This is a genomic window from Novosphingobium sp. BAM6, from assembly GCF_057784955.1.
The window spans coordinates 199,258-217,740 of record NZ_JBYNTR010000003.1 but is presented as its reverse complement, the minus strand read 5'-3'; the positions used below and the strand labels follow the sequence as shown (position 1 = coordinate 217,740).

29 protein-coding genes and 1 tRNA gene are annotated in these 18,483 nt (G+C 64.3%); 3 read left to right on the top strand and 27 right to left on the bottom strand.

Annotated features, from left to right (window positions below; all coding sequences use genetic code 11):
* Position 1: 1 nt before the first annotated feature.
* The 17 genes from AC3EC3_RS12830 to AC3EC3_RS12750 form a co-directional block, all read right to left on the bottom strand.
* Positions 2-262, bottom strand: coding sequence for a hypothetical protein (locus tag AC3EC3_RS12830; protein ID WP_488490007.1), 261 nt, complete (start codon positions 260-262; stop codon positions 2-4).
* Entirely contained in the window at positions 255-737 is a 483-nt protein-coding gene (locus AC3EC3_RS12825; RefSeq protein WP_488490006.1) for a hypothetical protein, read from the bottom strand. Before AC3EC3_RS12825 ends, AC3EC3_RS12830 begins: the two co-directional genes overlap by 8 nt.
* Entirely contained in the window at positions 734-2,299 is a 1,566-nt protein-coding gene (locus AC3EC3_RS12820) for a DUF3987 domain-containing protein (RefSeq protein ID WP_488490005.1), read from the bottom strand. Before AC3EC3_RS12820 ends, AC3EC3_RS12825 begins: the two co-directional genes overlap by 4 nt.
* Complete coding sequence (locus AC3EC3_RS12815; protein WP_488490004.1) at positions 2,296-3,126, bottom strand: toprim domain-containing protein; 831 nt, start codon at positions 3,124-3,126, stop codon at positions 2,296-2,298. The genes AC3EC3_RS12820 and AC3EC3_RS12815 overlap by 4 nt, the downstream gene beginning before the upstream one ends.
* 226 nt (positions 3,127-3,352) lie before the next feature.
* Positions 3,353-3,706: a single-stranded DNA-binding protein gene (locus tag AC3EC3_RS12810; protein WP_488490003.1), complete on the bottom strand. Its 354-nt coding sequence runs from the start codon at positions 3,704-3,706 to the stop codon at positions 3,353-3,355.
* Entirely contained in the window at positions 3,703-4,005 is a 303-nt protein-coding gene (locus AC3EC3_RS12805) for a hypothetical protein (protein WP_488490002.1), read from the bottom strand. Before AC3EC3_RS12805 ends, AC3EC3_RS12810 begins: the two co-directional genes overlap by 4 nt.
* Positions 3,998-4,273 (bottom strand): hypothetical protein, encoded by a 276-nt coding sequence (locus tag AC3EC3_RS12800; protein WP_488490001.1) that lies wholly within the window; start codon positions 4,271-4,273, stop codon positions 3,998-4,000. The genes AC3EC3_RS12805 and AC3EC3_RS12800 overlap by 8 nt, the downstream gene beginning before the upstream one ends.
* Positions 4,266-4,595 carry a hypothetical protein gene (locus AC3EC3_RS12795; protein WP_488490000.1) on the bottom strand — a complete coding sequence of 110 codons (330 nt, stop codon included), beginning with the start codon at positions 4,593-4,595 and terminating at the stop codon, positions 4,266-4,268. The genes AC3EC3_RS12800 and AC3EC3_RS12795 overlap by 8 nt, the downstream gene beginning before the upstream one ends.
* Positions 4,592-4,786, bottom strand: a complete 195-nt coding sequence (locus AC3EC3_RS12790) for a helix-turn-helix domain-containing protein (RefSeq protein ID WP_488489999.1) — start codon at positions 4,784-4,786, stop codon at positions 4,592-4,594. Before AC3EC3_RS12790 ends, AC3EC3_RS12795 begins: the two co-directional genes overlap by 4 nt.
* On the bottom strand, positions 4,783-4,980 hold the full coding sequence (locus AC3EC3_RS12785) for a helix-turn-helix domain-containing protein (RefSeq protein ID WP_488489998.1): 198 nt from the start codon (positions 4,978-4,980) through the stop codon (positions 4,783-4,785). The genes AC3EC3_RS12790 and AC3EC3_RS12785 overlap by 4 nt, the downstream gene beginning before the upstream one ends.
* 133 nt (positions 4,981-5,113) lie before the next feature.
* Positions 5,114-5,923 carry a hypothetical protein gene (locus tag AC3EC3_RS12780; RefSeq protein ID WP_488489997.1) on the bottom strand — a complete coding sequence of 270 codons (810 nt, stop codon included), beginning with the start codon at positions 5,921-5,923 and terminating at the stop codon, positions 5,114-5,116.
* Positions 5,924-6,197: 274 nt separating this feature from the next.
* Positions 6,198-6,377 carry a hypothetical protein gene (locus AC3EC3_RS12775; RefSeq protein WP_488489996.1) on the bottom strand — a complete coding sequence of 60 codons (180 nt, stop codon included), beginning with the start codon at positions 6,375-6,377 and terminating at the stop codon, positions 6,198-6,200.
* The gene (locus AC3EC3_RS12770) at positions 6,370-7,119 is read right to left on the bottom strand and encodes a hypothetical protein (RefSeq protein WP_488489995.1); all 750 of its coding nucleotides are present in this window, start codon (positions 7,117-7,119) and stop codon (positions 6,370-6,372) included. Before AC3EC3_RS12770 ends, AC3EC3_RS12775 begins: the two co-directional genes overlap by 8 nt.
* Entirely contained in the window at positions 7,112-7,381 is a 270-nt protein-coding gene (locus AC3EC3_RS12765) for a hypothetical protein (protein ID WP_488489994.1), read from the bottom strand. The genes AC3EC3_RS12770 and AC3EC3_RS12765 overlap by 8 nt, the downstream gene beginning before the upstream one ends.
* Positions 7,374-7,637 (bottom strand): hypothetical protein, encoded by a 264-nt coding sequence (locus tag AC3EC3_RS12760; protein WP_488489993.1) that lies wholly within the window; start codon positions 7,635-7,637, stop codon positions 7,374-7,376. The genes AC3EC3_RS12765 and AC3EC3_RS12760 overlap by 8 nt, the downstream gene beginning before the upstream one ends.
* The gene (locus AC3EC3_RS12755; RefSeq protein ID WP_488489992.1) at positions 7,630-8,076 is read right to left on the bottom strand and encodes a hypothetical protein; all 447 of its coding nucleotides are present in this window, start codon (positions 8,074-8,076) and stop codon (positions 7,630-7,632) included. Before AC3EC3_RS12755 ends, AC3EC3_RS12760 begins: the two co-directional genes overlap by 8 nt.
* 1 nt (position 8,077) lies before the next feature.
* The gene (locus tag AC3EC3_RS12750; RefSeq protein ID WP_488489991.1) at positions 8,078-8,293 is read right to left on the bottom strand and encodes a hypothetical protein; all 216 of its coding nucleotides are present in this window, start codon (positions 8,291-8,293) and stop codon (positions 8,078-8,080) included.
* 567 nt (positions 8,294-8,860) lie between these two features.
* On the opposite strand from AC3EC3_RS12750, the gene AC3EC3_RS12745 reads away from it, so the two are divergent.
* Complete coding sequence (locus tag AC3EC3_RS12745) at positions 8,861-9,109, top strand: hypothetical protein (protein ID WP_488489990.1); 249 nt, start codon at positions 8,861-8,863, stop codon at positions 9,107-9,109.
* 29 nt (positions 9,110-9,138) lie between these two features.
* Here the strand turns inward: AC3EC3_RS12745 and AC3EC3_RS12740 are convergent, their stop codons facing one another.
* The 9 genes from AC3EC3_RS12740 to AC3EC3_RS12700 all read right to left on the bottom strand — a co-directional run bounded on the left by AC3EC3_RS12740 (position 9,139) and on the right by AC3EC3_RS12700 (position 16,407).
* Positions 9,139-9,300: a hypothetical protein gene (locus AC3EC3_RS12740; protein WP_488489989.1), complete on the bottom strand. Its 162-nt coding sequence runs from the start codon at positions 9,298-9,300 to the stop codon at positions 9,139-9,141.
* Positions 9,300-10,157, bottom strand: coding sequence for a hypothetical protein (locus tag AC3EC3_RS12735; RefSeq protein WP_488489988.1), 858 nt, complete (start codon positions 10,155-10,157; stop codon positions 9,300-9,302). Before AC3EC3_RS12735 ends, AC3EC3_RS12740 begins: the two co-directional genes overlap by 1 nt.
* A complete protein-coding gene (locus tag AC3EC3_RS12730) occupies positions 10,154-12,721 on the bottom strand; it encodes a tape measure protein (protein WP_488489987.1) in 2,568 nt (855 codons plus the stop codon). The genes AC3EC3_RS12735 and AC3EC3_RS12730 overlap by 4 nt, the downstream gene beginning before the upstream one ends.
* Positions 12,722-12,724: 3 nt before the next feature.
* Complete coding sequence (locus AC3EC3_RS12725) at positions 12,725-13,123, bottom strand: HK97-gp10 family putative phage morphogenesis protein (RefSeq protein WP_488489986.1); 399 nt, start codon at positions 13,121-13,123, stop codon at positions 12,725-12,727.
* Positions 13,123-13,722 (bottom strand): hypothetical protein, encoded by a 600-nt coding sequence (locus AC3EC3_RS12720; protein WP_488489985.1) that lies wholly within the window; start codon positions 13,720-13,722, stop codon positions 13,123-13,125. Before AC3EC3_RS12720 ends, AC3EC3_RS12725 begins: the two co-directional genes overlap by 1 nt.
* On the bottom strand, positions 13,719-13,931 hold the full coding sequence (locus AC3EC3_RS12715) for a hypothetical protein (RefSeq protein WP_488489984.1): 213 nt from the start codon (positions 13,929-13,931) through the stop codon (positions 13,719-13,721). Before AC3EC3_RS12715 ends, AC3EC3_RS12720 begins: the two co-directional genes overlap by 4 nt.
* Positions 13,924-14,472 (bottom strand): hypothetical protein, encoded by a 549-nt coding sequence (locus tag AC3EC3_RS12710; RefSeq protein WP_488489983.1) that lies wholly within the window; start codon positions 14,470-14,472, stop codon positions 13,924-13,926. Before AC3EC3_RS12710 ends, AC3EC3_RS12715 begins: the two co-directional genes overlap by 8 nt.
* A 1,093-nt stretch (positions 14,473-15,565) precedes the next feature.
* Complete coding sequence (locus AC3EC3_RS12705) at positions 15,566-16,138, bottom strand: hypothetical protein (protein ID WP_488489982.1); 573 nt, start codon at positions 16,136-16,138, stop codon at positions 15,566-15,568.
* Between the two features lie 178 nt (positions 16,139-16,316).
* Positions 16,317-16,407 (bottom strand) — tRNA-Ser (locus AC3EC3_RS12700).
* A gap of 74 nt (positions 16,408-16,481) precedes the next feature.
* Here AC3EC3_RS12700 and AC3EC3_RS12695 point away from each other — a divergent pair.
* A complete protein-coding gene (locus tag AC3EC3_RS12695) occupies positions 16,482-17,483 on the top strand; it encodes a peptidylprolyl isomerase (protein ID WP_488489981.1) in 1,002 nt (333 codons plus the stop codon).
* Positions 17,480-17,812 carry a DUF1905 domain-containing protein gene (locus tag AC3EC3_RS12690; RefSeq protein WP_488489980.1) on the top strand — a complete coding sequence of 111 codons (333 nt, stop codon included), beginning with the start codon at positions 17,480-17,482 and terminating at the stop codon, positions 17,810-17,812. Before AC3EC3_RS12695 ends, AC3EC3_RS12690 begins: the two co-directional genes overlap by 4 nt.
* A gap of 50 nt (positions 17,813-17,862) precedes the next feature.
* On the opposite strand, the gene AC3EC3_RS12685 is transcribed toward AC3EC3_RS12690, so the two are convergent.
* Positions 17,863-18,252: a hypothetical protein gene (locus tag AC3EC3_RS12685; protein ID WP_488489979.1), complete on the bottom strand. Its 390-nt coding sequence runs from the start codon at positions 18,250-18,252 to the stop codon at positions 17,863-17,865.
* Between the last annotated feature and the right edge of the window lie 231 nt (positions 18,253-18,483).

Sequence of the window (18,483 nt, the reverse complement as noted above, 5' to 3'; positions counted from 1 at the left end):
CTTACCGGCAAGCACGCGGCTGGAATCCATAGCGCAATTCCAGATGGCCGGTGCGCTTCACCCAGGCATGCACCGCCGCCATGTGATGAGGTCCAAGGTCGACGAACATCTGGCGAAGCTGGCGCTCCTGATAGCTCTGGTGGTGGGCGGGAAACCAGATCGCGATTGGCGCGCGAATGCCGTCCCAATGGACATGCCCGCCCATGCCATACCATCGGCGCACCCACGGCTCTGGATCGAATAGGGGGACGACTTCACCCACGGCCTACCTCCCGCTCCCCATAGGCCCAGATCGGCGCGCGTACCGGTAGGGAGGCCCGCCATAGCCAGCCTTCGCACTCGTCGTTCTTCCACCGGGCCACGGTATCGCTCAGGATGATCCTGCGGGCGCCTTCCAGCCGATCGGCAAGGCCGCCCCATCCGTCCCGACCGTCAAAGCCGAATAGGTCACTGGCAGTCCATCCCAGCGCACTGGCGGCCATGCCATGCTTCGCAGCAAGCCAGCGGGCATCGGCAAGTGCCTGCGCCCATCTCTCCCGGCCATAGCCTGCGAGCGGCTGGCAGGCGTCCATGTCGCCCAGCAGATGGGGCCAGTCGCGCGCGGTGATGACCGGTTGCGGGCGAGTAGAGGGGACAGGTTCGGGGCTGTTTCGACGAATTTCGTCGGAACGCGCCTGGCTCTCTATGGGCGCGGCTTCCTGAGCCTTCAACTGTCGGGCTACGTCACGCCAGCTCACTGCGCACCTCCATGCACCGCCGGATGCACGATGAAGTCGCCGCTTGGCCTGCCGGGGCCGTTCTGATCGCCAGCCCCCTGAATCCACCCTGCATCACCGAGCACCTCCAGAGCGGCGTCCATGGCCTTGGCATCGCGCAGGGAAGGCAGAGCGGACTTGTGGGGGCTGCGCTTCAATTCGCGCTTGTTGAACCGCTGCAGGCCATTCTTGAGGATGTAGCGAGCCAGCACAGCGGCGTTACGATCGGGCGCGGGAAGTGCTGCGTCACCATAGACCCGCTCGGCCATCGGCTTGGCGTACTCGTCGATCCATTCGGCCGCCGCCTCGATCGTGGAAAGGGACACCTCCTTAGGCTCCGGGCCGCCTTTGAGCGCCCATGCGGCAAGTTCCGCGGTAAGGGCCAGCCGCAAGAGCGCACCGTCCATTTTGCCCACGAACGACTTGAGGAGCCCGCTAGCCTCGTCATCGATCCCGGCATTATCCGTCTGCCAAGCCTCGAAAAGGTCGGACGCGGCGCGCGACAGGGGAAGCGTGATATGGACCGGCTGGCCTTCGGCATCCCGGCCCCACTGCAGGCTTTCCAGCCGCCGGTATGCGTTCTCCAGCAAGCTTATGTCCGCACAGCGCGATGGGCGGGTGAAAGGCAGCTTGTCGGGCCATACCCAAAGGAATCGCGCCACAAGGCCGTCATCCGGCGAGCCCAGCAGGCAATCCGCCAGCTTCGCGGGCTGGATACCGCCCAAGACAGAAACCCCGTTGAACGGTACCGTGAGAGGAGCCTTTGCCCCCTTGCGATCGATCACGAATGAGCGGCCGCCATAGGCCTCCAGCCAGAACTCCCGCCCGCCGGGGCTGTACCGCTCGAAAGACTGGAGCCAGCCCGCCAGTTCGTCACGATAGTGGAGTGTGCCTTGATGGTTGCCAGCCAAGATCGCGCCCACGGCCTCGGGGGTGGCATCCATGACAAGCGTGCGCCGCCGGTGCGGCTCATCCGGCTCCATGGCGCCATCGGGCATCTTCGGGAGGTTGGCGTGCCCGTCCTTCACCGCCTTGGTCATGCTGCGCTGCCATTCGTCGCGCAGGGTCTTGGCCTTGGTGTCGGCCTCTCGCCATTCGCGCAGATCGGCCTTGTGCGCCTCTGCCCCGTCCCGCTCGATCGCGCGGAGCGGGTCCACGATGGCCTCGAGCGAGGGAGACTTGCGGCTGGACGGATCTCCGACGATGCCCATCCACAGGATCGGCGGCTCTGCCCAATTCGAGGTGTCATATGGGCGCACCCTGCGCTTGCCGCCTATCAGGCTCGCACAGGTCGAAAGATAACCCGCCGCCGGATAGTCCAGCGGTGTGGACGTGCCCGCAGCTATGGCCTGTAGGAGGGGCAGCGCGGGACCGAACAGCGCTGTAGGCATGACTACGGCCTTTCGGCGGCTGGCGTTCGCAATGGTCATGTCCGGCGCGCCCCATCCTGCAGAGGCGGGGCGTGGGTCGGCGAAGGCGCGGATAATGTCCCCGTCCTGCATGTCGGCAAAGTCGCGGCCCGAATAGGCGTGTTCAGCGTTCATTGTGTAGATGCTCCGGGGAGGACAAATTGAGCGCCGGTCTGGGATGCGGCCTGGCGCGCAGCGTCGATGCCTGCCGGATCGTCGTCGGCGGCAATGGTAAGGGACAGGTCGGGACGGCGCTGGTGAACCGCGCAGGCGATGGCAGCGAGGTTGCTGGCGGTCATGGCGGCGATGACAGGAAGGCCGGTGGCGCGGCGGATTGCCGCAACCGTAGCCATGCCCTCACCGATCACCAGCCGATCGACAGCCTTGCCCGCGAACCAGAACAGCCCCTTGGTGCGCGCGCCCTTGGCATAGAGCTTTTCCTTGGCTCGGCCGGGGACGATGCTCTGGACGTTCCAGATGGTGCCCTCAAAGTCCTGCATCGGGATAAGCAAGGCGCCATCGCCGCCATAAGCATCTCGGCCCTGCCAAAGGCGCTCAGGGGCGATACGCTTGCGCTGTAGGTATGGGTGCCTCGGATCGGCTGGATGAGCCCCAGCGAGGCAGCGGCGGGCTTTTTCGGCACCATGGGCTTGCTCTTGCGCCTTCTCCCGCTCGCGCTTGATCTCCGCCCGACGAATTTCCTCGCGCTCGGCGTCGGTCAATTCGCGCCGCGTTCCATCAAAGGCCGGAAGGACGCCAGCTGCTCGCAGCGCATCCTTGACCATCAGGGCCTCCGTCTGTCCGCCGTTGTAGCAGGCCACCAGAATGCCATCCGGGGCGCCGGGAGCCAGCCGAACGGCGGTGCCGCGATCGTTCCGGGAGTGACCTGGCGTCGGGGCCAGAACCTCACGGCCCGAAACCTGCCCGCCCAGTGCCTTAGCGATGGAATGAAGGCTCAGCATGGCGCTGGCACCGGTACACGCTGACCGGGGCGCTTGTGCTTCTGACAGCGGCGGTTCGGCTCAAACTTCTTCGAGGCGACTGGTGTGGTGAAGGTGAACGGCTCCCCGCAATCCGCGCAAGGCGACTGCCATATGAGGATCGTCGCAAACGTGCCGTCACGGCGAGGCCGCTGAAAGGCGTCCACAACAAGGTAGCGCTGGCCTTTGTGGTGCTGCTCTGCGCCGATCATTGCGTCCCATCCGCGCTGTTGCGGCGACGGCCCCCGCCGGGGCGGACAGAGCGGGCCGACACGATGCTGTCCCCGACGATCTGCAACTGTTCCCGGTCCACGCCCTCGCGATCGGTCCAGCGGTTAAGCTGGAGGCGGCCAGACACCGAAATGAGGTCACCCTTGCTCTGGCGCGCCAGCGTCTCGGCTGCCTTGCCGAATGCCACCAGAGAGAACCACTGGGCGGGCGCGCCTTCCTCGTCGGACAGGGACACGGCTATGGAGGCGGTTGCCCAGGTCTTGCCCGCCTGTGACTGGCGCTCGACCGGATCTCCCCCCAGCCGCCCATATGCGGCGATCTGCGCGCTCACAGAGCACCGCCTTTCGGTTCGGCACCGGTGGGCGGTACTATCCAGACGATTGCCTCCCGCCCACTCGGGTTTGTTCGGGTGCGCCCGGAATCGACCACGGCCTTGTCACCAACCAGTTCGCTGATGCGCGGCTGGATGCTCCAACGCTCCTCTTGCGATGCGTCCACCACCTCCAGCGCGGTCATGCCCCGAGGGCCAGCCGCATGGATGAGTTGGTAGGCAATGACGCGCAGGCGCCCGGTCATGGGGGAGATTGCCGAATAGGCGGCGCGGCTGGTGCGTTGGCGGCCCTTAGGCATGGCCACCCCCTTCGCCGCGCAGGAACGCCCCGGCCTCGGCAGATGCTTCGCGCTCTCGCGTCGCCATCTCGATCAGCATCCCGCCCAAGCCCACCAGCATCGCGGCATCGCTCAGCGGGAAGCGCCCCCGATTGTCTGCGATGAACTGGGCAAGCTGCTGTGCATGGGCGAGCCAGAAGCCTGACACATCCCAGTCGGGAGGAAGGCGGGTTTCGTCCGCCATGATCGAAAGGACCTCCGCCGCTTCGGGCGTCACCAGATCAGACATGCGCGCCTCCCAAGGTCGCGGCGCCCACCACAGAGGCAGGAATCGGCAAATCGCGATATTCCGCCTCGGCCTTCGCAGCCTGGGCGGCCTCAGCGCGGTGGGGCCAGGACGAAAGGTGTTTTGTGTCCCGACGATCGGCAGGCACCAGCACAACCTTCCACCAACCGTTCACCTCGCAGCGCTCCAGCTTGAGGTACGGCTTGGCGACGCGCACGGCACCTGCCCGTAGACCGTTGGCGATAGGGGTGATATTGGGGGGCCGAACAACCTTGCCGGGAGCGTTCAGAGCCTCGCCTTGTGCGGGGCTTTTTCGTGTGCTCATGCCGCCTCCCCCTCAATGAAGCTGCGCAGGGACGAAGCGCTGATGAGGGTGCGGGCGCCCACCTTGCGGGAGCGCAGCTTGCCCTCGTTGATGAGGTTGTAGACGCTGGTTTTGCCGATCGAGAGCGCCTTGCAGGCGTCCGCGACGGAATAGGCCATGCGCTCGGGCGGCGATGCTTCCCCGGCGCTCATGCGGCTTCACCGTTGATGAGGGCGTGGAGGGCGTCGGCGGGAATGACCTTCCGGCCGCCGATGGTGACGGACCGCAGGTTCCCCTTGGCCGCCATGGCGTATAGCGTGGGCTTGCTGATGCTGGTCGCGAAAGCCGCTTCCTTGAAGGAATAGGCCAGCTTGACGGGCTGGGCAGCCTGTTCGTTGAGAGACATTAAAACACCTCAAGGCAGATAAGACTGCCTTGGTGTTAGTCAGACGCGGCGCGCCCGTAAGAGGGCCAGTGTCTAGGACTTCCCCGGGGTTGTTCTCTAGCTGTTCCCCGGGGATTAACTCTAGGACTTCCCCCTAGTCGTCCAGATCGGGGAAGGCCTTGCCGCCATGGTCTGCCACGTACCGCTCAAATTCGTGGGATGCATATCCCAGCCGCTCCATCTCGGCTGCAATCTCGCTAGGCAACGGCGCAGCGACGGCAGCAGCGGCCCAATCTGGGGAACTGGCCTGGAGGAACAGGGACCGCGCCTCGGCGAAATAATCGTCCTCATTATGCGCGGCTGCCTCTGCGTCCTCCGTGTCGCTGTCATTCGCGGCTGGGGCGCGCTCGTAACTATGAACATCATTTGTTGGGCGATGGCCGAACACTTCATCGTCGGTGTAATGCTGCTCAAGCCAAGTCTGGAATTGCTTGTAGATCCGTTTCGCGCGCTTCTCATAATCTTCGGCGTCAGCGATACCGAACATCACGGGCAAGTCTTGGCGGACCTCCCCAGCGCTGCGCCCTTTGTTCCGCTCCCGTGCGATATGGCGGCCGGCGTTTAGCAGCTTCTCGCGGCCTTCAAAGGTGCCCACCATCTTGAAGAACGATCCGTCCGCCTCGATCCGTAAGCGGACTCCCTTTGCGCCCACCTGTCCTCGCTCCAAGGCGTCTGCCATCGCGTCGCGGAACTGCTGGTCTATCGGATCTCCAGACCGCAAAAGGCCGATCAAGTCGGCGTATGTGTTCGCTAAGCTGAATGAGGGATCGCCCCCAAGAGTCTGCGCTATGCGATGCGGTCGCGTGGCGCGCATGTCCGCTTCAAACTGGCGCTTCTCCTCCGCCCGCTCGGCCTCCTCTCGCGCAGCCTTTTCCCGGCGCGCCTTCTCAACTTCGTCTTCCATATCCGCCTCCGGTGCGGCTCCGAAAAGGTGCGACGGGAAGCGCGTCGGAGTGTCGCGCTTGTCGGCTGGCCTGCCTATCCCGTCGCCTCGCTCATGCCCCATGGATCACAGGGCTGTCACGATCATTCGTCCCGATCGATGGCCCAGCGCAGGGTTCGTCTCATGCGGGAAAGGTTTCCAGCCGCCCAATGATGTCGTGGCCGGTGCGCATAGCGGCGGGGCTTAGGGCGCCGCCGGAGCGCGGTCTTTGCAGTCGCCATGGCGCCCTCCCGGTTCATGCTGCCATGTTCAGGGCAACCCCGAACACCAGCAGCGCCGCAGCGGCGACAGCGCAGAGCGAGTAGACGGACGTGCGGAAGTTCTCGGCCTTCACCGCCTCCACGGCCTGCCGTCGCTCCAGCGCGGCCACGCGGCTGGCCAGGGCGTCTATGCGATCGTCGAGCCGGTCAATCATTGCTGGACACCAGCCGCAAGCGCGGTGCCAATACCGGCCTAAGGTTGCCGACAATCCCCGCAGCAGCCCTCGCATAGGCTGGCGGATCACCCCGCAACTGCGAGGGCACGTCCATGTAGGACTTCGCCCGGATGCGGTCGCGATGTTCCCGCATGATCCTGCGATCGGCGTCTAGGTCCGGCACGATGGGCGAGGTTTGATCCTCACCCCACGACAGCACGGGAAGAGGTCCTTCATCGGTGCCCCCATGCCCTTCGCCTTCATGGTCGGGGTCGCTAATTGGGCAACCCGCTGCATGCGCATAGGCCGCCTCATGAGACGTGTTGATACCGTCCTCGTCGCACTGCCCGCTCGGGTCGTCATCTTCCTCATCCTCATGCGCGGCCCGCCCTGAGGGATGGTGGCCGATAGGCTCGTAGAGGTAGGCCTTGGCGCTGCGCTTTGGGCGCCCGCTCCATTCGCTCCATGAGGCGTCCGTTTCATCCCCGGCGTACTCCCCACTATCGGATACGGCACACCCTGGCCCTTCGGCGAAGCGCACGGCATAGATAGGCGGCGCAAAGCTGTCCTCTGCGGCGGTTTCCTCCATGTCGGGATCGCCTGCGAGTATGTCGATCTGCGCAATCAGCGCCTCGACCATATCGCCCAGCTCGGTAAGCGCGCGCTCGGCCCCGAGGACGCGGACAAGATCGCCCGGGGCGACATAGCGTCTGCGGCTGGTCTGGATTTTGAGCTCAAGCATCGGCCGCGCCTCCCTTGGTCAGAGCGGCATAGCGAGCACGGCGCTCCGCCGATTCCTCGGACGACACGGGCGGCGGGGTGCGGCCCAACTCGATGGCGAAGTGGATACCCAGCCACTGGACCTCCAAGCGACGAACGTAGCCCACGGCCTCGTCGGTGAAGTGGCGGCACTGCGCATCCAGCCGCGAAACATCGCAGTCGCGCAGATCATACCAAGGCTCGATCGCCTTGAGGGCGCGGCGAAGGTGGGACAGGTCAAGCATGGGCCGCCTCCCAAAGGAGGGTGGCGCCGATGGTGCGAAAAGCGAGGTCTACCCGCTCCACCTCCTCGCTAGCCATCTCAGCCGCCTCCTGGACGACCTCAGCGCACACGCGCAACCGCCGGGGCTCGCTGTCGGGGGGAAGGTTCTCCGCTTCGTCCTGCACCAGCCGCGCCATCTCCACGATGCGCGTGAGGCGTGCCTGTAGCTCGAGGATGAGGCTCCGAGCCTCCACGATGCTCTTTGCGACCTCAGCCATGACGCGCCCCCATCTGTGCGAGGGATGCCAGCGCGGCGACCATGAGCTTGGGCGTCCAGTCCAACCCCCTGTCGGCGCGCAGTGCGGCAACATCCCGACCGGCGATCTTCGCGTCGTGGAAGCCGTCGTTCATCTCATGGTGCAGCGCGGTCCATATCTGGATCGCAACGCCCTCAGGGGTGCGCGCGGTGGCGTGCTGGATGACCTTTTCTGCCTCATCAACAATATCCCATGCTGCCGCCTCGCGACGGTCCATAGGCTCTGGATAGACATTCGTGCCTGCCACGACCTCCAGCACGCGATACGCGCCGCAGCGACGCTCCCAAGCCGCGAAAAGCGCCGCATCGGGATTAGGCGTGCCCAAGGCAGGCAGGGCGGGCAGAGCGAGGATGGGGGTGGCCGCGAGGATCGCGCGGCGGCTCATGCGTGTGCGGTCCATGTCAGGCTCCCCGATATGCAAGGCGGCGAGCATCTGCGGCGATCATCGCCAGCCGATCTTCGGCCCACGTCGAGCCATCATACTCGACAAGGTAGGCCTCCAACTTGGCGGCGAGGTCGGCCACATTCCGGGACGGGGCTTCAAGCATCCGCCGGAAAGCGTCATCGGAGGCGTGGAGGGCGGCAATCGAGGCCTTTTCCGGCAGATCGTCGCGCATGAACTCGGTGCGCGCGGTGCGGTATGTGGAGAAAGCCGCCTCAAAAAGGGAGCTGGAGCCACTGGAGGCTAAGCGAGCGCTGGTGATGAATGCGATTGCGACAGGTGCCGCGAGTAGGCCTGCGCAAAGCGCGCGTCGGCCCCGATGCAAAGCGGAGTGCTGCATGGTGGTGTCTTTCACTAAACGGCCTTCTACAGCCGTGGTCCCAGGTGACGGACCTGGTGCCGGGAGGGTAGAAGCCTGCTAGTGAGACAGGTGAGGCGTTTTCCCCCCGAAAGGGTATTGTATGTGCGCCCCACTCCCGACATAAGAAGTCGGTGAGCGGTGGACGCCAATCCACGCTCAGACGAACAGCCACCAAGCTGTTCTGGCAGATGCGGTTCCGACGCCAATCGGTCCACGACCTGCTTCACTAGTCCGGGCTTCTACACCCATCGGGCACAATGCCTCCGCAAAAACAAAAGCGCAAGCCTCCCTCGCCAAAGGGAGGCCTAAGCGCGTGTCCGGTAGCGTTCGCCCTTGACCATATGCGGCCACAAGGCTTGCCCCTCGGTCCTGCCAGCCGCTATGCTATACGTTCTGCGACTGGCACTGGAATATACCGGGAACGGCATCGCTCAAGGGGTTGGCTACATGCGATACATCGGTGCGGGCTTGATCGGTTTCGGAACGCTTTTTGCGATCAATGCCGCATTGACTGATAGCCCCTCTGCGGTGATCCCAAGCCTCTTGGCGGGCGGCTTCATGTTCTTATCTGGGACGGTGTGCGCCGCCAGCGTGGCCATTCAAGACACGATCAAGCAGCATTCACGCTGACGGTCTGTGCCCAACACAGGGCGCCTGGCCTACATCACCCCACAAGCCAGTAGCGTCGCCACAATGGCCGTGCCGGCAACTCCTTCGACCGCGACCGCGCGCCACTGAGGCATACCGATGGCCTTGGCGGCGATGGCCATGCAAGCCCAGATCGTCAGCAGCATGAAGGCCGCAAATCGGATAGCGCTCATCAAGCCGCGATCGATAGGGACGCTGAGCGGCTGGCCTGCTGGGTCGCCTCGATGCGCGCGGCTGCAAGTGCGTCGTTCGCCTCGGTAAGCGCCTGGTGGGCATCCATGACGGCCTGCAGTCGCTCGATCGGCGCACCGCCCTCCGGCGCGATCCTCTCCCCCACTGCGTCCGGGTACTCCCGCAGGATTCGGCGCTCTACCCCGTCTCGCCGCACGGTGGTCAACTCGGCAAAGCCGCCGATGAGGTAGGCAGCGCGCCCGCAATAGGTTCCCCCCGTGTTTCTCTGCGCCTCGTAAAGCGTAAGGCCGTCCAGAACGGGGTCTAGAGCGTCAATATCCTCTTGGAGGGCAAAGGTGCGCCCCAGCACGCCCGACCAGTCTAACGGGGGCTGGGAGTAGCCCTGCGGCGGAAGCCACGGCGTATAAGGCACGTACCCGTGCATATGGGATTGGCCGCAGGGGTCCAACGGGTCGCGCACAGCCCAGGTCGAAGCCGCCAGCGCCACCATTTGCCCCATGCGATCGGACCACCCGGCAAGCGTGATCTCGAAATGCCGATCGAAGGGGTCCACTTCGCGGCCCGCATCCGAGAGCGCATCATCGTACCCTGTGACTGCGAGGCGCATAATCATGGGCAAGCCCTCGGCCACGGCGTCGAAGCTGTCGTACAGGCGCAAAGCGGGTTCCATGAGGGGGGATGCATAGCCCGCGCCCCGCACGGCGAAGGCGCAATTCGACGGCTCCAAGTGCACCACCTTGGACCCGAACCCCATAATCACCCCATCGTGATCGTAACTGGCCCCATCGGTGATTAGGTGAACAGCGTCGGTCTGCTGGATGGCGATAACTGAACTCATACATCTGCTCCCCAAGGGCGGAAGGAACCCAAGACGGTCCCAGTTTCTGTTTCGGAGCCGGGTAGCGGCCCCATGATTGCACCAGCGCCACCCCCGCCCCCGAACAGGCTATTAGCGAGGGGCTTGATGACGGCCTGCTGGATAGCGATGCGCAGCAGGTCGGAAATGATCTGGTCCGCGACGTTCCCGAATGCCTCACCCAGCGACTTTGCGCCGGTGATCGCGTCGGTCAGGCCATCGTTGAGTGATTCCAGTCCGTTGGCGCTGACCGCCTCCAAGTCCTCGTCGATCTGCGCGCCGGTCTTGTTGATCTGGCGGAGGTAGCGCTGGCCGGGGCTTTCGTTCGCCCGGTTGACGCCCGCCGTTTCGACGCTGCGACGCTCCTCCATGTCTGCCAGCCGCTTGCGGGCGGCGGCGATGCGGTCGGTGTCCTTCGCAAGCTCGGCCTGCGCCAGTTCCTCGGCAATCGAGGCCGCTTCCAGCCGATAGGCAATGTCGAGACGGCGTAGCTCGATCTCGCGGCGTTCGCCCGCCGTGTCGGCAAGCTGGCTCTGCAACTGCAACAGGCGGTCCTCGTCGCGCAGAGCGGCGTTGGTGATCTCCAGCCGCTCCTGCCGTACGCGCGCAATCTCCTGCGCCTGCGCTTGCTCTGCGCGCAGCTGCGCCACCTGGTTATTGATCTCCAGCAGCCGGGCGCGCTGAGCGTCGTTCAGGTTGCGGTCGGCCTGAATGTCCTGCTCATTGGCTGCGCGCGTCGCCTCGATCACCTGCTGTTCAAGCGCGGCCCGATCGCTGGCGTTCTGAGTGGTCTGCGCCAGTTCCTGCAAGTAACCCAGTTGCGCACTGGTGATCTGCTGCGCGATCCGGTTCTGTTCGTCCTGGATCTGCTCGGCAGTCTTTCCGGCCTTGCCCTTCCGGCCCTTGCCGCTCCCGCTGGCGGCTGGCGCTGCGGGTGCGCCTCCGGTCTGCGCATAGTCCTCAAGTGGCTTGGCGCGCTCGCGTGCGATCTGCTTTTCCAGATCGGTGCTGACCACGTACTGACGTTGGTAGGCGGCAACAGCTTCGCGACCGCTACGCCCGCCAGTGAAGAAATTGCCAAGGCGGCCGGTTAGCTCGCGCGTAAGCGCGTTCCAGTTGTTCGCGTGGTCACCCGGCACAAAGTCGGAGCGTGTGTTGTTGAGGCCCGCTGGGGTACGCTTCGCCAGTTCGAGCTCGGCATTGCGCGAATCCTGCAGCTTGGTTTCCAGCGACTGCAGGCGCGCTTCCTTGGCGGCCTTGGCCTGGCGATACAGCTGGTCGGCAAGGTTGCCCACGGCGCCCGCGAAGCTGCGCACCTTCGGTTCTGCATTGGCTGCGCTGTCGCCTACGCCGCGCGTGCCGTCACCAGCCTGAGCCGCGCCCGCCTGCGCTGCCTCCAGCCGCTTGCGCATCTCGTCATACTGCGTGTTCGCATTGCGGATGAGCGCATCGGTAGTTGCCACCTCGGACGCCATGGCCCCCAGCGCCGCCGTGACGGCGAGGATAGCCCCGTTGATGGCGATTGCGCTGGCAAGGGAGGCAAAGGCATAGCCAGCCGCCTGGGCGCGCGTGGTGAGCCCGAGGAGCGCCGCATCAGCGCGAACGGACGCAGCAGTGGCAGCGGCGGCGCTGAGCACGTACTTCACACCCATGGCGCCTGCCACAACCGCCAGCGCGGGAATGAGGGTGTCGAGGTTATTGGCGATCTTCTCGATTGCCGCCGCGACCGCTGCCTGAGCGCCGCTGGAGGTCGCGGCCTCGCCCACGTAGACCGTGAGGGCGTTCGTCAACTGCGTCATCGCCCCGGAGAGCGAGAGCGTGGACATTTCCGCCCGTTTCATGACGCCTTCGGAGCCAGCAAGGATCGCGTCGAAGAACTCGCGGCTGGTGACCTTGCCGTCTTTCACCAGCTTCGTGAGGGTGCCAACCTTGCCGCCGAATCGATCGGACCCGGCCGCAGCGGCTTCCAGTAGAGGGAAAGCCCCATCAAGGAGGGAATTGAATTCCTCCGCCTGAATTTTGCCCCCCCGAAGCGCCTGGCTTAGCTGGAGGAGCGCGCCGCTGGCCTCCTGCGCAGACTGGCCCGATACCTTGAGGGAGGCGGACACCGTATCGGTAAGCTGGAATATCTGTTCCTGCGAGACGCCAAGTTCCTTGGAGGCGTTCGTCAGCGAGCCGTAGAGGCTTCCCAGCGTGCCGATCTCGACCCCATACTTCTGCGCCGATGCGAATAGGCGGTCCTGCACCTCGCCAAGGTCCGCAGACGCCACACCGGCCACGCGGAGGCTGTTCTGGAAGCGCGTATAGCTCTCAGTGAGGGCAACCACCTGCTGGCCAGAGAAATACGCTCCCAGCGCCCCGGAGAGCTTTTTGAACGTGTCGCCTATCGCGCCGTTGTTCGCCTCCATGCGGCGGCGCATCTCGTCGCTGGCGCGGCGCATGCGATCCGTCTCGGTGTCGAACTCCCGGCGGGCGCCGCGCAAGTCACGCTCCAGCCGATCGGTGCGGGCCAGGATCTCAACAATGACCTCTTCGTCTGCGCCCATGGGTTATCTCCTTGCTCGGCGGATGGCGCGGCCCACGGCCTTGCTCACGAGCTTCTGAATGTCGCGGCGCTTGGCGTTCGCGGCTGGCCTCATGAACGGCCTGGCAGCGACCTTGCTGTTGCCGTCCTCCAGCGCGCGGGATTGCGTAGCCGTGCTTATGACCGTCACCTTGAGCGGGTCCGTCTGGACGGTGACGATGCCGCCAGCCAAATGTCCGGTGTCATTGTTGGGGGGCTCTCCCGGCGATGACGGGACGTGCTGCTTGCCGCTCACCGCGCCGGCCGTGATCGAGATTTGCGCCTCGACCCGGACCAGATCGCCAGCCGCGTAGAGCGATCGGCTGACCTCGCCCACGATCTGCGGGCCAAGCTCATCGAGGAAGCGGGAGAACCCCCGCCCCATCAGGTTTCAACCTCGGTATCGTCCTCGTCGACCTCGACGGCGACGGCTTCGCCATCGGCTGGCGGAAATACCGCAGTCCTGAAGGAGTACCCCGCCTCGTAGGGCTTCTGCTCCCGGCCGCTGATGGCCGCGCTCAAAACGAGGAATGCGAGCGTCCAGCTGTCCTCGAGCGGGGCGGACACCAGGTATGTGTCAACAAGCTGCTTGGCGCGTTTCGCTCCGATCGTCACCTTCTCGCCATTCACCAGCGCGTTGCCGCCGCCGATGAGGGCCAGCCGCACTGTTTCGAGACAATCGTTCAGCGTCGCCGCGCCCTCGGCCGGGAAGCCTACCGACTTGCCCTCCAGTTCGTATCGCCCCTTGGACACACGGTCATAGACCTGGAAGATGCTCCCCCCACGCTCGTTGCCGTCCTTGTCGATGAACCCGGTGCGGCGCTCCAACTCGGTCAGATGCGGAATGTCGAGGAACAGGCGATAGGAGCCGTCGAAGGCGTCCACCCACACGTCCGTCCGCTTGGTGCTGTTCGCATCACCGAGGGGCACAACTTTGCCGCTGGGAAGGCGCATGTGGGTGTCGGGGTTGAAGTCTTCGGTCATGAAGCGTCTCCGGGCTGTCGCGCGCCCTGCTGTTCGAGATAAAGTTTGCGGGCGGTGTCCATGCGTTCGGCACCGATGACCTTGCGCCATGCCAGCACAGTGGAGCGCCCCCAGATGTTCTCGACGCGGCGCCAGCCGTGGAGCTTGAACTTCTCCAGGAACTCCGGCGGGATCGGCTTGGGCGCCGAGGTGGGCAACAGCTTACGCATGGGCGGGGGCGTCCTCGTCGATGATGCTGAGGCCATTGGCCGCCGCGATGCGGAATTGCTCAAAGGCCATCTCGCGGGCCTCGGGGGTGGCGCGGTTCCATGCGCGGATCGCCTGCGTGGCAAGAGTGCTGTCCACGTCCTCGTCCCGGAAATTCTGCCCGGTGGCGTAGCGGCGCTGGGTGACGTGCTCGCGAAGGTCTTTGACGGCGAGCCCTTCGGCCGCCGCGCGCTGGAGGAGTGGCTGGGCTTCATCCTGAGGCAGGCTGGCAATGGCCGCGTGGTGCTCGACGGAGAGCGACGTATTGCGCAGAGCCGGGGGAAACACGGTGGCGGCCTTGCAGGCCTCTTTCAGCCGAACGGGCAGCACGCCCAAGGCCTCGCCTAAGCTCTTGAACTTGATGTTGGTGGCGCGGCCAGCCGCTCGGCCTTCGCTCAGCCAATCCGCCATCAACCAATCTAGGGCGCGGCGCTGATCCGCGAGGGCGCGGCCTTGGGCGATCCAGTCTGCGGACGGGTCTAGCGGTGAAGCATCGTCGATCATGCCGACGAGACTAGGGTTATCGTGGTAACGCCTTTACCGCCCGTGGTCCGATGAGGATGGAACGCCGTACGGAGTTTTGTCCCTTTCGTCCCTTTTGTCCCGAGGGGCCTTTCTCTCTCGCACCTCTGATTTTGCCCCTCGCAGGGGGTTTTGTCCCTATTGTCCCTATTGTCCCCGCCCCTCTTTCTCTCTCCGACACGTCCAGCCGCCAAGAGCAAGGGGTGTCCAATCGGCCTGGGAGGTTCCCTGAGATTGGAGGGAAAGCCTTATTCCCCAGATCCGGGGAATATCCCTTCGTACGGTTTCCGTCCGATAGGGTGGGTGAATCGCCCGCCTAGTACTCGGCGGCACCTCCAGCCGTACGGATAGCCGTATGCCTGCGCGTTACGGTGCCGCGCCCTACGGCGGTGATGATCCAGATTTGGACCATCCCTTGAGCCGGTGTCATATGAACACGGCTAGCCCCATGCTCAGTAATGCTCAGGTAGCGAACCGTGGGCGAATGCCCTCACTTGTCGGGCGCACAGACAGTCGAAGCGGTATCGCTACAACTGGAGGGATGACGCAGATTTACGCCATCTACCTGTTGAAATTTGTTGAGATGCAGCGCGTTGCGATACCGCTACACACCCATCTGCGAATCGTACCTCTAGGTCGCGGTATTCCGGCGCTCTGGGGTTGTCCGAATCCACCCTCAGTCGTCACCATATCATGACAAGTGACGCTCCCGGCATAGGTAACCCTCATCGGTAATGAGGGTTCGCGCCACCGTGGAGCAAACCCCCTTGATCGGCTGGAGGTGAGGCCATCATGGCCATACCCGCTAGCGGAAATGATTATGCGGCACCGTGGCGCAAATTCCCCTCGGCGTCGGAAGGCCATATGCTGAGCATAGACCCCTTCGGGCTATCATCCGTGGTGATACCCCCTCAGTTGCCCATCACCATATGGTGACGCGCCAGCCGCACCCTCGCTTGAACCTATGGTGGCCAAGGTATCCCGGCGACACGAACGGCAGGGGGGCGCGTTTCACGCTCCCCGGTGGGGGCTATCCCTCAATCTGAGGAAAAGGGTCCGTGCTGAATACGCTGCCTCAATTCGCCGCCAAGGCGTCTAGCAGTTCGGTCATCGACCTCGCCAGATCCTCAAGCGTGTTCCCCCAAGTCCGCTCGTCTAGGGGGTCGAGATCATCGTGCACGCAGAAGCAATCCTGATAGAAACGATCGAAGGCGAGGATGCTGCCCTCCCCCTTGCGCACCTTCACCCTCTCCCGCAGGTCCAAGGTCGCCGCTTTCTCCAGCGCCTCCCGCAGCAGGGCGGGGACTTCCAGGCTCGCTATCCATAACTCGCGAAGGCCGTCCCGCCATTCCTGCGGCCATGGGCCATCATATGGGCACGACGCTTCTAGACGGTGCGCCTCGTCACGCAGAGGGCGGCATGCATCAGCGATGATACTGGTTTCGCGATGGTGCGCTCTGCCCGCCTGGCTCTCGGCAACCCAAAGCGCACCGGCCACCGTGACGGCCGCGCCGATCGCGGCACCGGCCAGCGCGAACACATCGCCGCTATCGAAGCCCGCTCGGAACATGGTGGCAACCACGGCGCCGGTACCGCCAGCAGCGACACCGAGCGTTCCCCATTCCACCGCACGATCGCGCATGCTCATAAGCGCCCCCTTACCGATGGCTCACTCTGGCAACGCAAGCCCCGACCGTCCAGCCGCTCCGTTTGTTCGTGTGCGCGCATGACCGCATGCGACCGCCGCCTAGCGCGATCGTTATTGGGGAGCCTTTATGGGAACAGGGGCACTTGCCTTGAAATAATCCAATGTTTTCAAGGGTGGCTGGCGGAGCGGGAGGGATTCGAACCCTCGATACGCTTTTGACGTATACTCACTTTCCAGGCGAGCGCCTTCGACCACTCGGCCACCGCTCCGCATGCACTGGAGGCGGCTCCCTATCGTGGTGTGGGGGGTTTCGCAAGCGCTTGTCGCGTGGCATCGTCGCTTCATGGCAAACTCTTGTTCTTATTCGGCCCTGAAGCTCGGTTCTGCTACGGTTTCGCTTGCCTTTCTGGCCCCGGTGCTGGCGCTGGCGGCACCGGTAGGGGGGCAACCTTCCACGCCGGTAACGCCCAGCGACGTGGTTGCTGCGGCGCCGGCAGCGGACTGGGTGCGAATCGCACCGTCGGACCTGATGGTCATGGATCTTGCTCCTGACGCTGCCGGGCACATGCGACAGGTGGTGATCCAGTTGATGCCCGCGCCGTTTTCGCAAGGGTGGGTAGGCAACATCCGCAAGCTGATTGCCGCGCACTGGTTCGATGGCATCGCGGTGGTGAGGGTGCAGGACAATTACGTCGTGCAGTGGGGCGATCCGGATGGTGAGACGCCGGGCAAGGCGAAGCCTCTGCCCAAAGGGCTGGTGAGCGTTCCGGAGGCGCAATACGAAGTTCCGGCGGTCACGCCCCAACCGATTCGCGACCCGGCTTGGGGGTGGGTCAATGCGCTTGAAGATCCCTATGGCCTCGCCCAGTTCTGGAAGGGGTGGCCGGTCGGACGCGATGTCCTTGCCAAGCCGGGCACACAGGAACACAACTGGCCTTTGCATTGCTATGGTATGGTCGGTGTAGGTCGCAACAATTCTCCGGATACCGGCACCGGGGCGGAACTCTACACCGTGATCGGACAGGCGCCGCGCCAACTGGACCGCAACATCGCGCTGGTCGGGCGGATCATTGCCGGAATGGAGAACCTTTCCTCGCTGCCGCGCGGGACAGGAGAGATGGGTTTTTACAAGACGGCGGCAGAGCGAACGCCGATCGTCTCGGTACGGCTCGGCAGCGAGGTACCGAATCTGCCGGGTTATGAATATCTCTCTACCGACAGCGGCAGCTTCGCGGCCTATCTCCATGCCCGCGCAAACCGCAGGGATGCGTTCTACATTCATCCGGCAGGAGGAGTGGATGCCTGCAACGTGCCCGTGCCGATCCGTCCGGTTCCGGCGGATTGAGCAATACTGTGGGCGAGACCGTGATGCACACAGGCGCCTTGTGGCGCTGGACCGGGAATTCGGGCAGCGGCACCTGGCATTTCCTGACGATTGACGGGGAGGGAGGCGAGGCGCTTTCTGCCACGGCACTGATGCGGCGACTGGAAGGTGTGTCGCGCGGGTTTGGTTCGCTCAAGGTCAAGGCGCGGATCGGCGAGACCGCGTTTGCGACCTCGGTGTTTCCGAGCAGCGAGGAGGGCGGCTGGCTGTTGCCCGTCAAGCGATCGGTGCGCGCCGCAGAGGATCTGGCGGAGGGAGACGAGGTGGTGGTGATATTGGAAGTGGTTTAGCCGGGGAGCGCGGGATCGTCGCTTCCGCCTCGAATTTTTCGCGCCAACCTCTAAATCGTCCAGTTATAGCGCATCAACGCCATCGCGAAGGCAAACAGGAACGCATAACCAAAGCGGTCGAGGCGGACGAGCGCCTGCCCCTTCTTCGCTCGAAAATGCCCCAGCACCATCATCATCCCTCCCGCCAGGGTTGGCGTCACGGCGAGATTGACCAGTCGCAGGACGGGTGCGTGAATGGCCGAATGCGGTAGGATCAGCAAGCTGATTCCCCCTGCAGCGACACCGCCCAATGTGATCCACGCGGCCGCAATCGGCGGCGTAGGAACCCATCGCAGAACCCGTGCCAGACCGCGCAGGCCCAGTTCGAAACACACGCCGACCAGAAACTGGAGCACAATTTCGCCGAGGAACTGGAAGAGGATTTCGAAAAGAAATTCCATCGCCTGTAAATCCGTTTGGGAGTGCATAGGGGGCCAGCGCGCCTTGTTTTGCAGGCGCTCTTACGATGGATTGTGTTGCTATCGCAAGGTTGGCGAAGGGCAAAAGGGGAGGGGCCACAAGCGGCTTCCATGCATCTGATGCAACTGGTCGCGGCTGTACTGGTGTTGGCCAAAGTTCATCCCCATCTTCGGCCTCAACCGAAAAAATCGCGCCCATAGCATTTTTCGCGA

Bases quoted from the DNA above. Each gene is read 5' to 3' on its own strand.
- AC3EC3_RS12820 (WP_488490005.1), bottom strand. From the start codon at position 2,299: ATGAACGCTGAACACGCCTATTCGGGCCGCGACTTTGCCGACATGCAG.
- AC3EC3_RS12815 (WP_488490004.1), bottom strand. From the start codon at position 3,126: ATGCTGAGCCTTCATTCCATCGCTAAGGCACTGGGCGGGCAGGTTTCG.
- AC3EC3_RS12805 (WP_488490002.1), bottom strand. From the start codon at position 4,005: ATGCCTAAGGGCCGCCAACGCACCAGCCGCGCCGCCTATTCGGCAATC.
- AC3EC3_RS12800 (WP_488490001.1), bottom strand. From the start codon at position 4,273: ATGTCTGATCTGGTGACGCCCGAAGCGGCGGAGGTCCTTTCGATCATG.
- AC3EC3_RS12795 (WP_488490000.1), bottom strand. From the start codon at position 4,595: ATGAGCACACGAAAAAGCCCCGCACAAGGCGAGGCTCTGAACGCTCCC.
- AC3EC3_RS12790 (WP_488489999.1), bottom strand. From the start codon at position 4,786: ATGAGCGCCGGGGAAGCATCGCCGCCCGAGCGCATGGCCTATTCCGTC.
- AC3EC3_RS12785 (WP_488489998.1), bottom strand. From the start codon at position 4,980: ATGTCTCTCAACGAACAGGCTGCCCAGCCCGTCAAGCTGGCCTATTCC.
- AC3EC3_RS12780 (WP_488489997.1), bottom strand. From the start codon at position 5,923: ATGGAAGACGAAGTTGAGAAGGCGCGCCGGGAAAAGGCTGCGCGAGAG.
- AC3EC3_RS12775 (WP_488489996.1), bottom strand. From the start codon at position 6,377: ATGATTGACCGGCTCGACGATCGCATAGACGCCCTGGCCAGCCGCGTG.
- AC3EC3_RS12770 (WP_488489995.1), bottom strand. From the start codon at position 7,119: ATGCTTGAGCTCAAAATCCAGACCAGCCGCAGACGCTATGTCGCCCCG.
- AC3EC3_RS12765 (WP_488489994.1), bottom strand. From the start codon at position 7,381: ATGCTTGACCTGTCCCACCTTCGCCGCGCCCTCAAGGCGATCGAGCCT.
- AC3EC3_RS12760 (WP_488489993.1), bottom strand. From the start codon at position 7,637: ATGGCTGAGGTCGCAAAGAGCATCGTGGAGGCTCGGAGCCTCATCCTC.
- AC3EC3_RS12755 (WP_488489992.1), bottom strand. From the start codon at position 8,076: ATGGACCGCACACGCATGAGCCGCCGCGCGATCCTCGCGGCCACCCCC.
- AC3EC3_RS12750 (WP_488489991.1), bottom strand. From the start codon at position 8,293: ATGCGCGACGATCTGCCGGAAAAGGCCTCGATTGCCGCCCTCCACGCC.
- AC3EC3_RS12745 (WP_488489990.1), top strand. From the start codon at position 8,861: ATGCTATACGTTCTGCGACTGGCACTGGAATATACCGGGAACGGCATC.
- AC3EC3_RS12740 (WP_488489989.1), bottom strand. From the start codon at position 9,300: ATGAGCGCTATCCGATTTGCGGCCTTCATGCTGCTGACGATCTGGGCT.
- AC3EC3_RS12735 (WP_488489988.1), bottom strand. From the start codon at position 10,157: ATGAGTTCAGTTATCGCCATCCAGCAGACCGACGCTGTTCACCTAATC.
- AC3EC3_RS12730 (WP_488489987.1), bottom strand. From the start codon at position 12,721: ATGGGCGCAGACGAAGAGGTCATTGTTGAGATCCTGGCCCGCACCGAT.
- AC3EC3_RS12725 (WP_488489986.1), bottom strand. From the start codon at position 13,123: ATGGGGCGGGGGTTCTCCCGCTTCCTCGATGAGCTTGGCCCGCAGATC.
- AC3EC3_RS12720 (WP_488489985.1), bottom strand. From the start codon at position 13,722: ATGACCGAAGACTTCAACCCCGACACCCACATGCGCCTTCCCAGCGGC.
- AC3EC3_RS12715 (WP_488489984.1), bottom strand. From the start codon at position 13,931: ATGCGTAAGCTGTTGCCCACCTCGGCGCCCAAGCCGATCCCGCCGGAG.
- AC3EC3_RS12710 (WP_488489983.1), bottom strand. From the start codon at position 14,472: ATGATCGACGATGCTTCACCGCTAGACCCGTCCGCAGACTGGATCGCC.
- AC3EC3_RS12705 (WP_488489982.1), bottom strand. From the start codon at position 16,138: ATGAGCATGCGCGATCGTGCGGTGGAATGGGGAACGCTCGGTGTCGCT.
- AC3EC3_RS12695 (WP_488489981.1), top strand. From the start codon at position 16,482: ATGGCAAACTCTTGTTCTTATTCGGCCCTGAAGCTCGGTTCTGCTACG.
- AC3EC3_RS12685 (WP_488489979.1), bottom strand. From the start codon at position 18,252: ATGGAATTTCTTTTCGAAATCCTCTTCCAGTTCCTCGGCGAAATTGTG.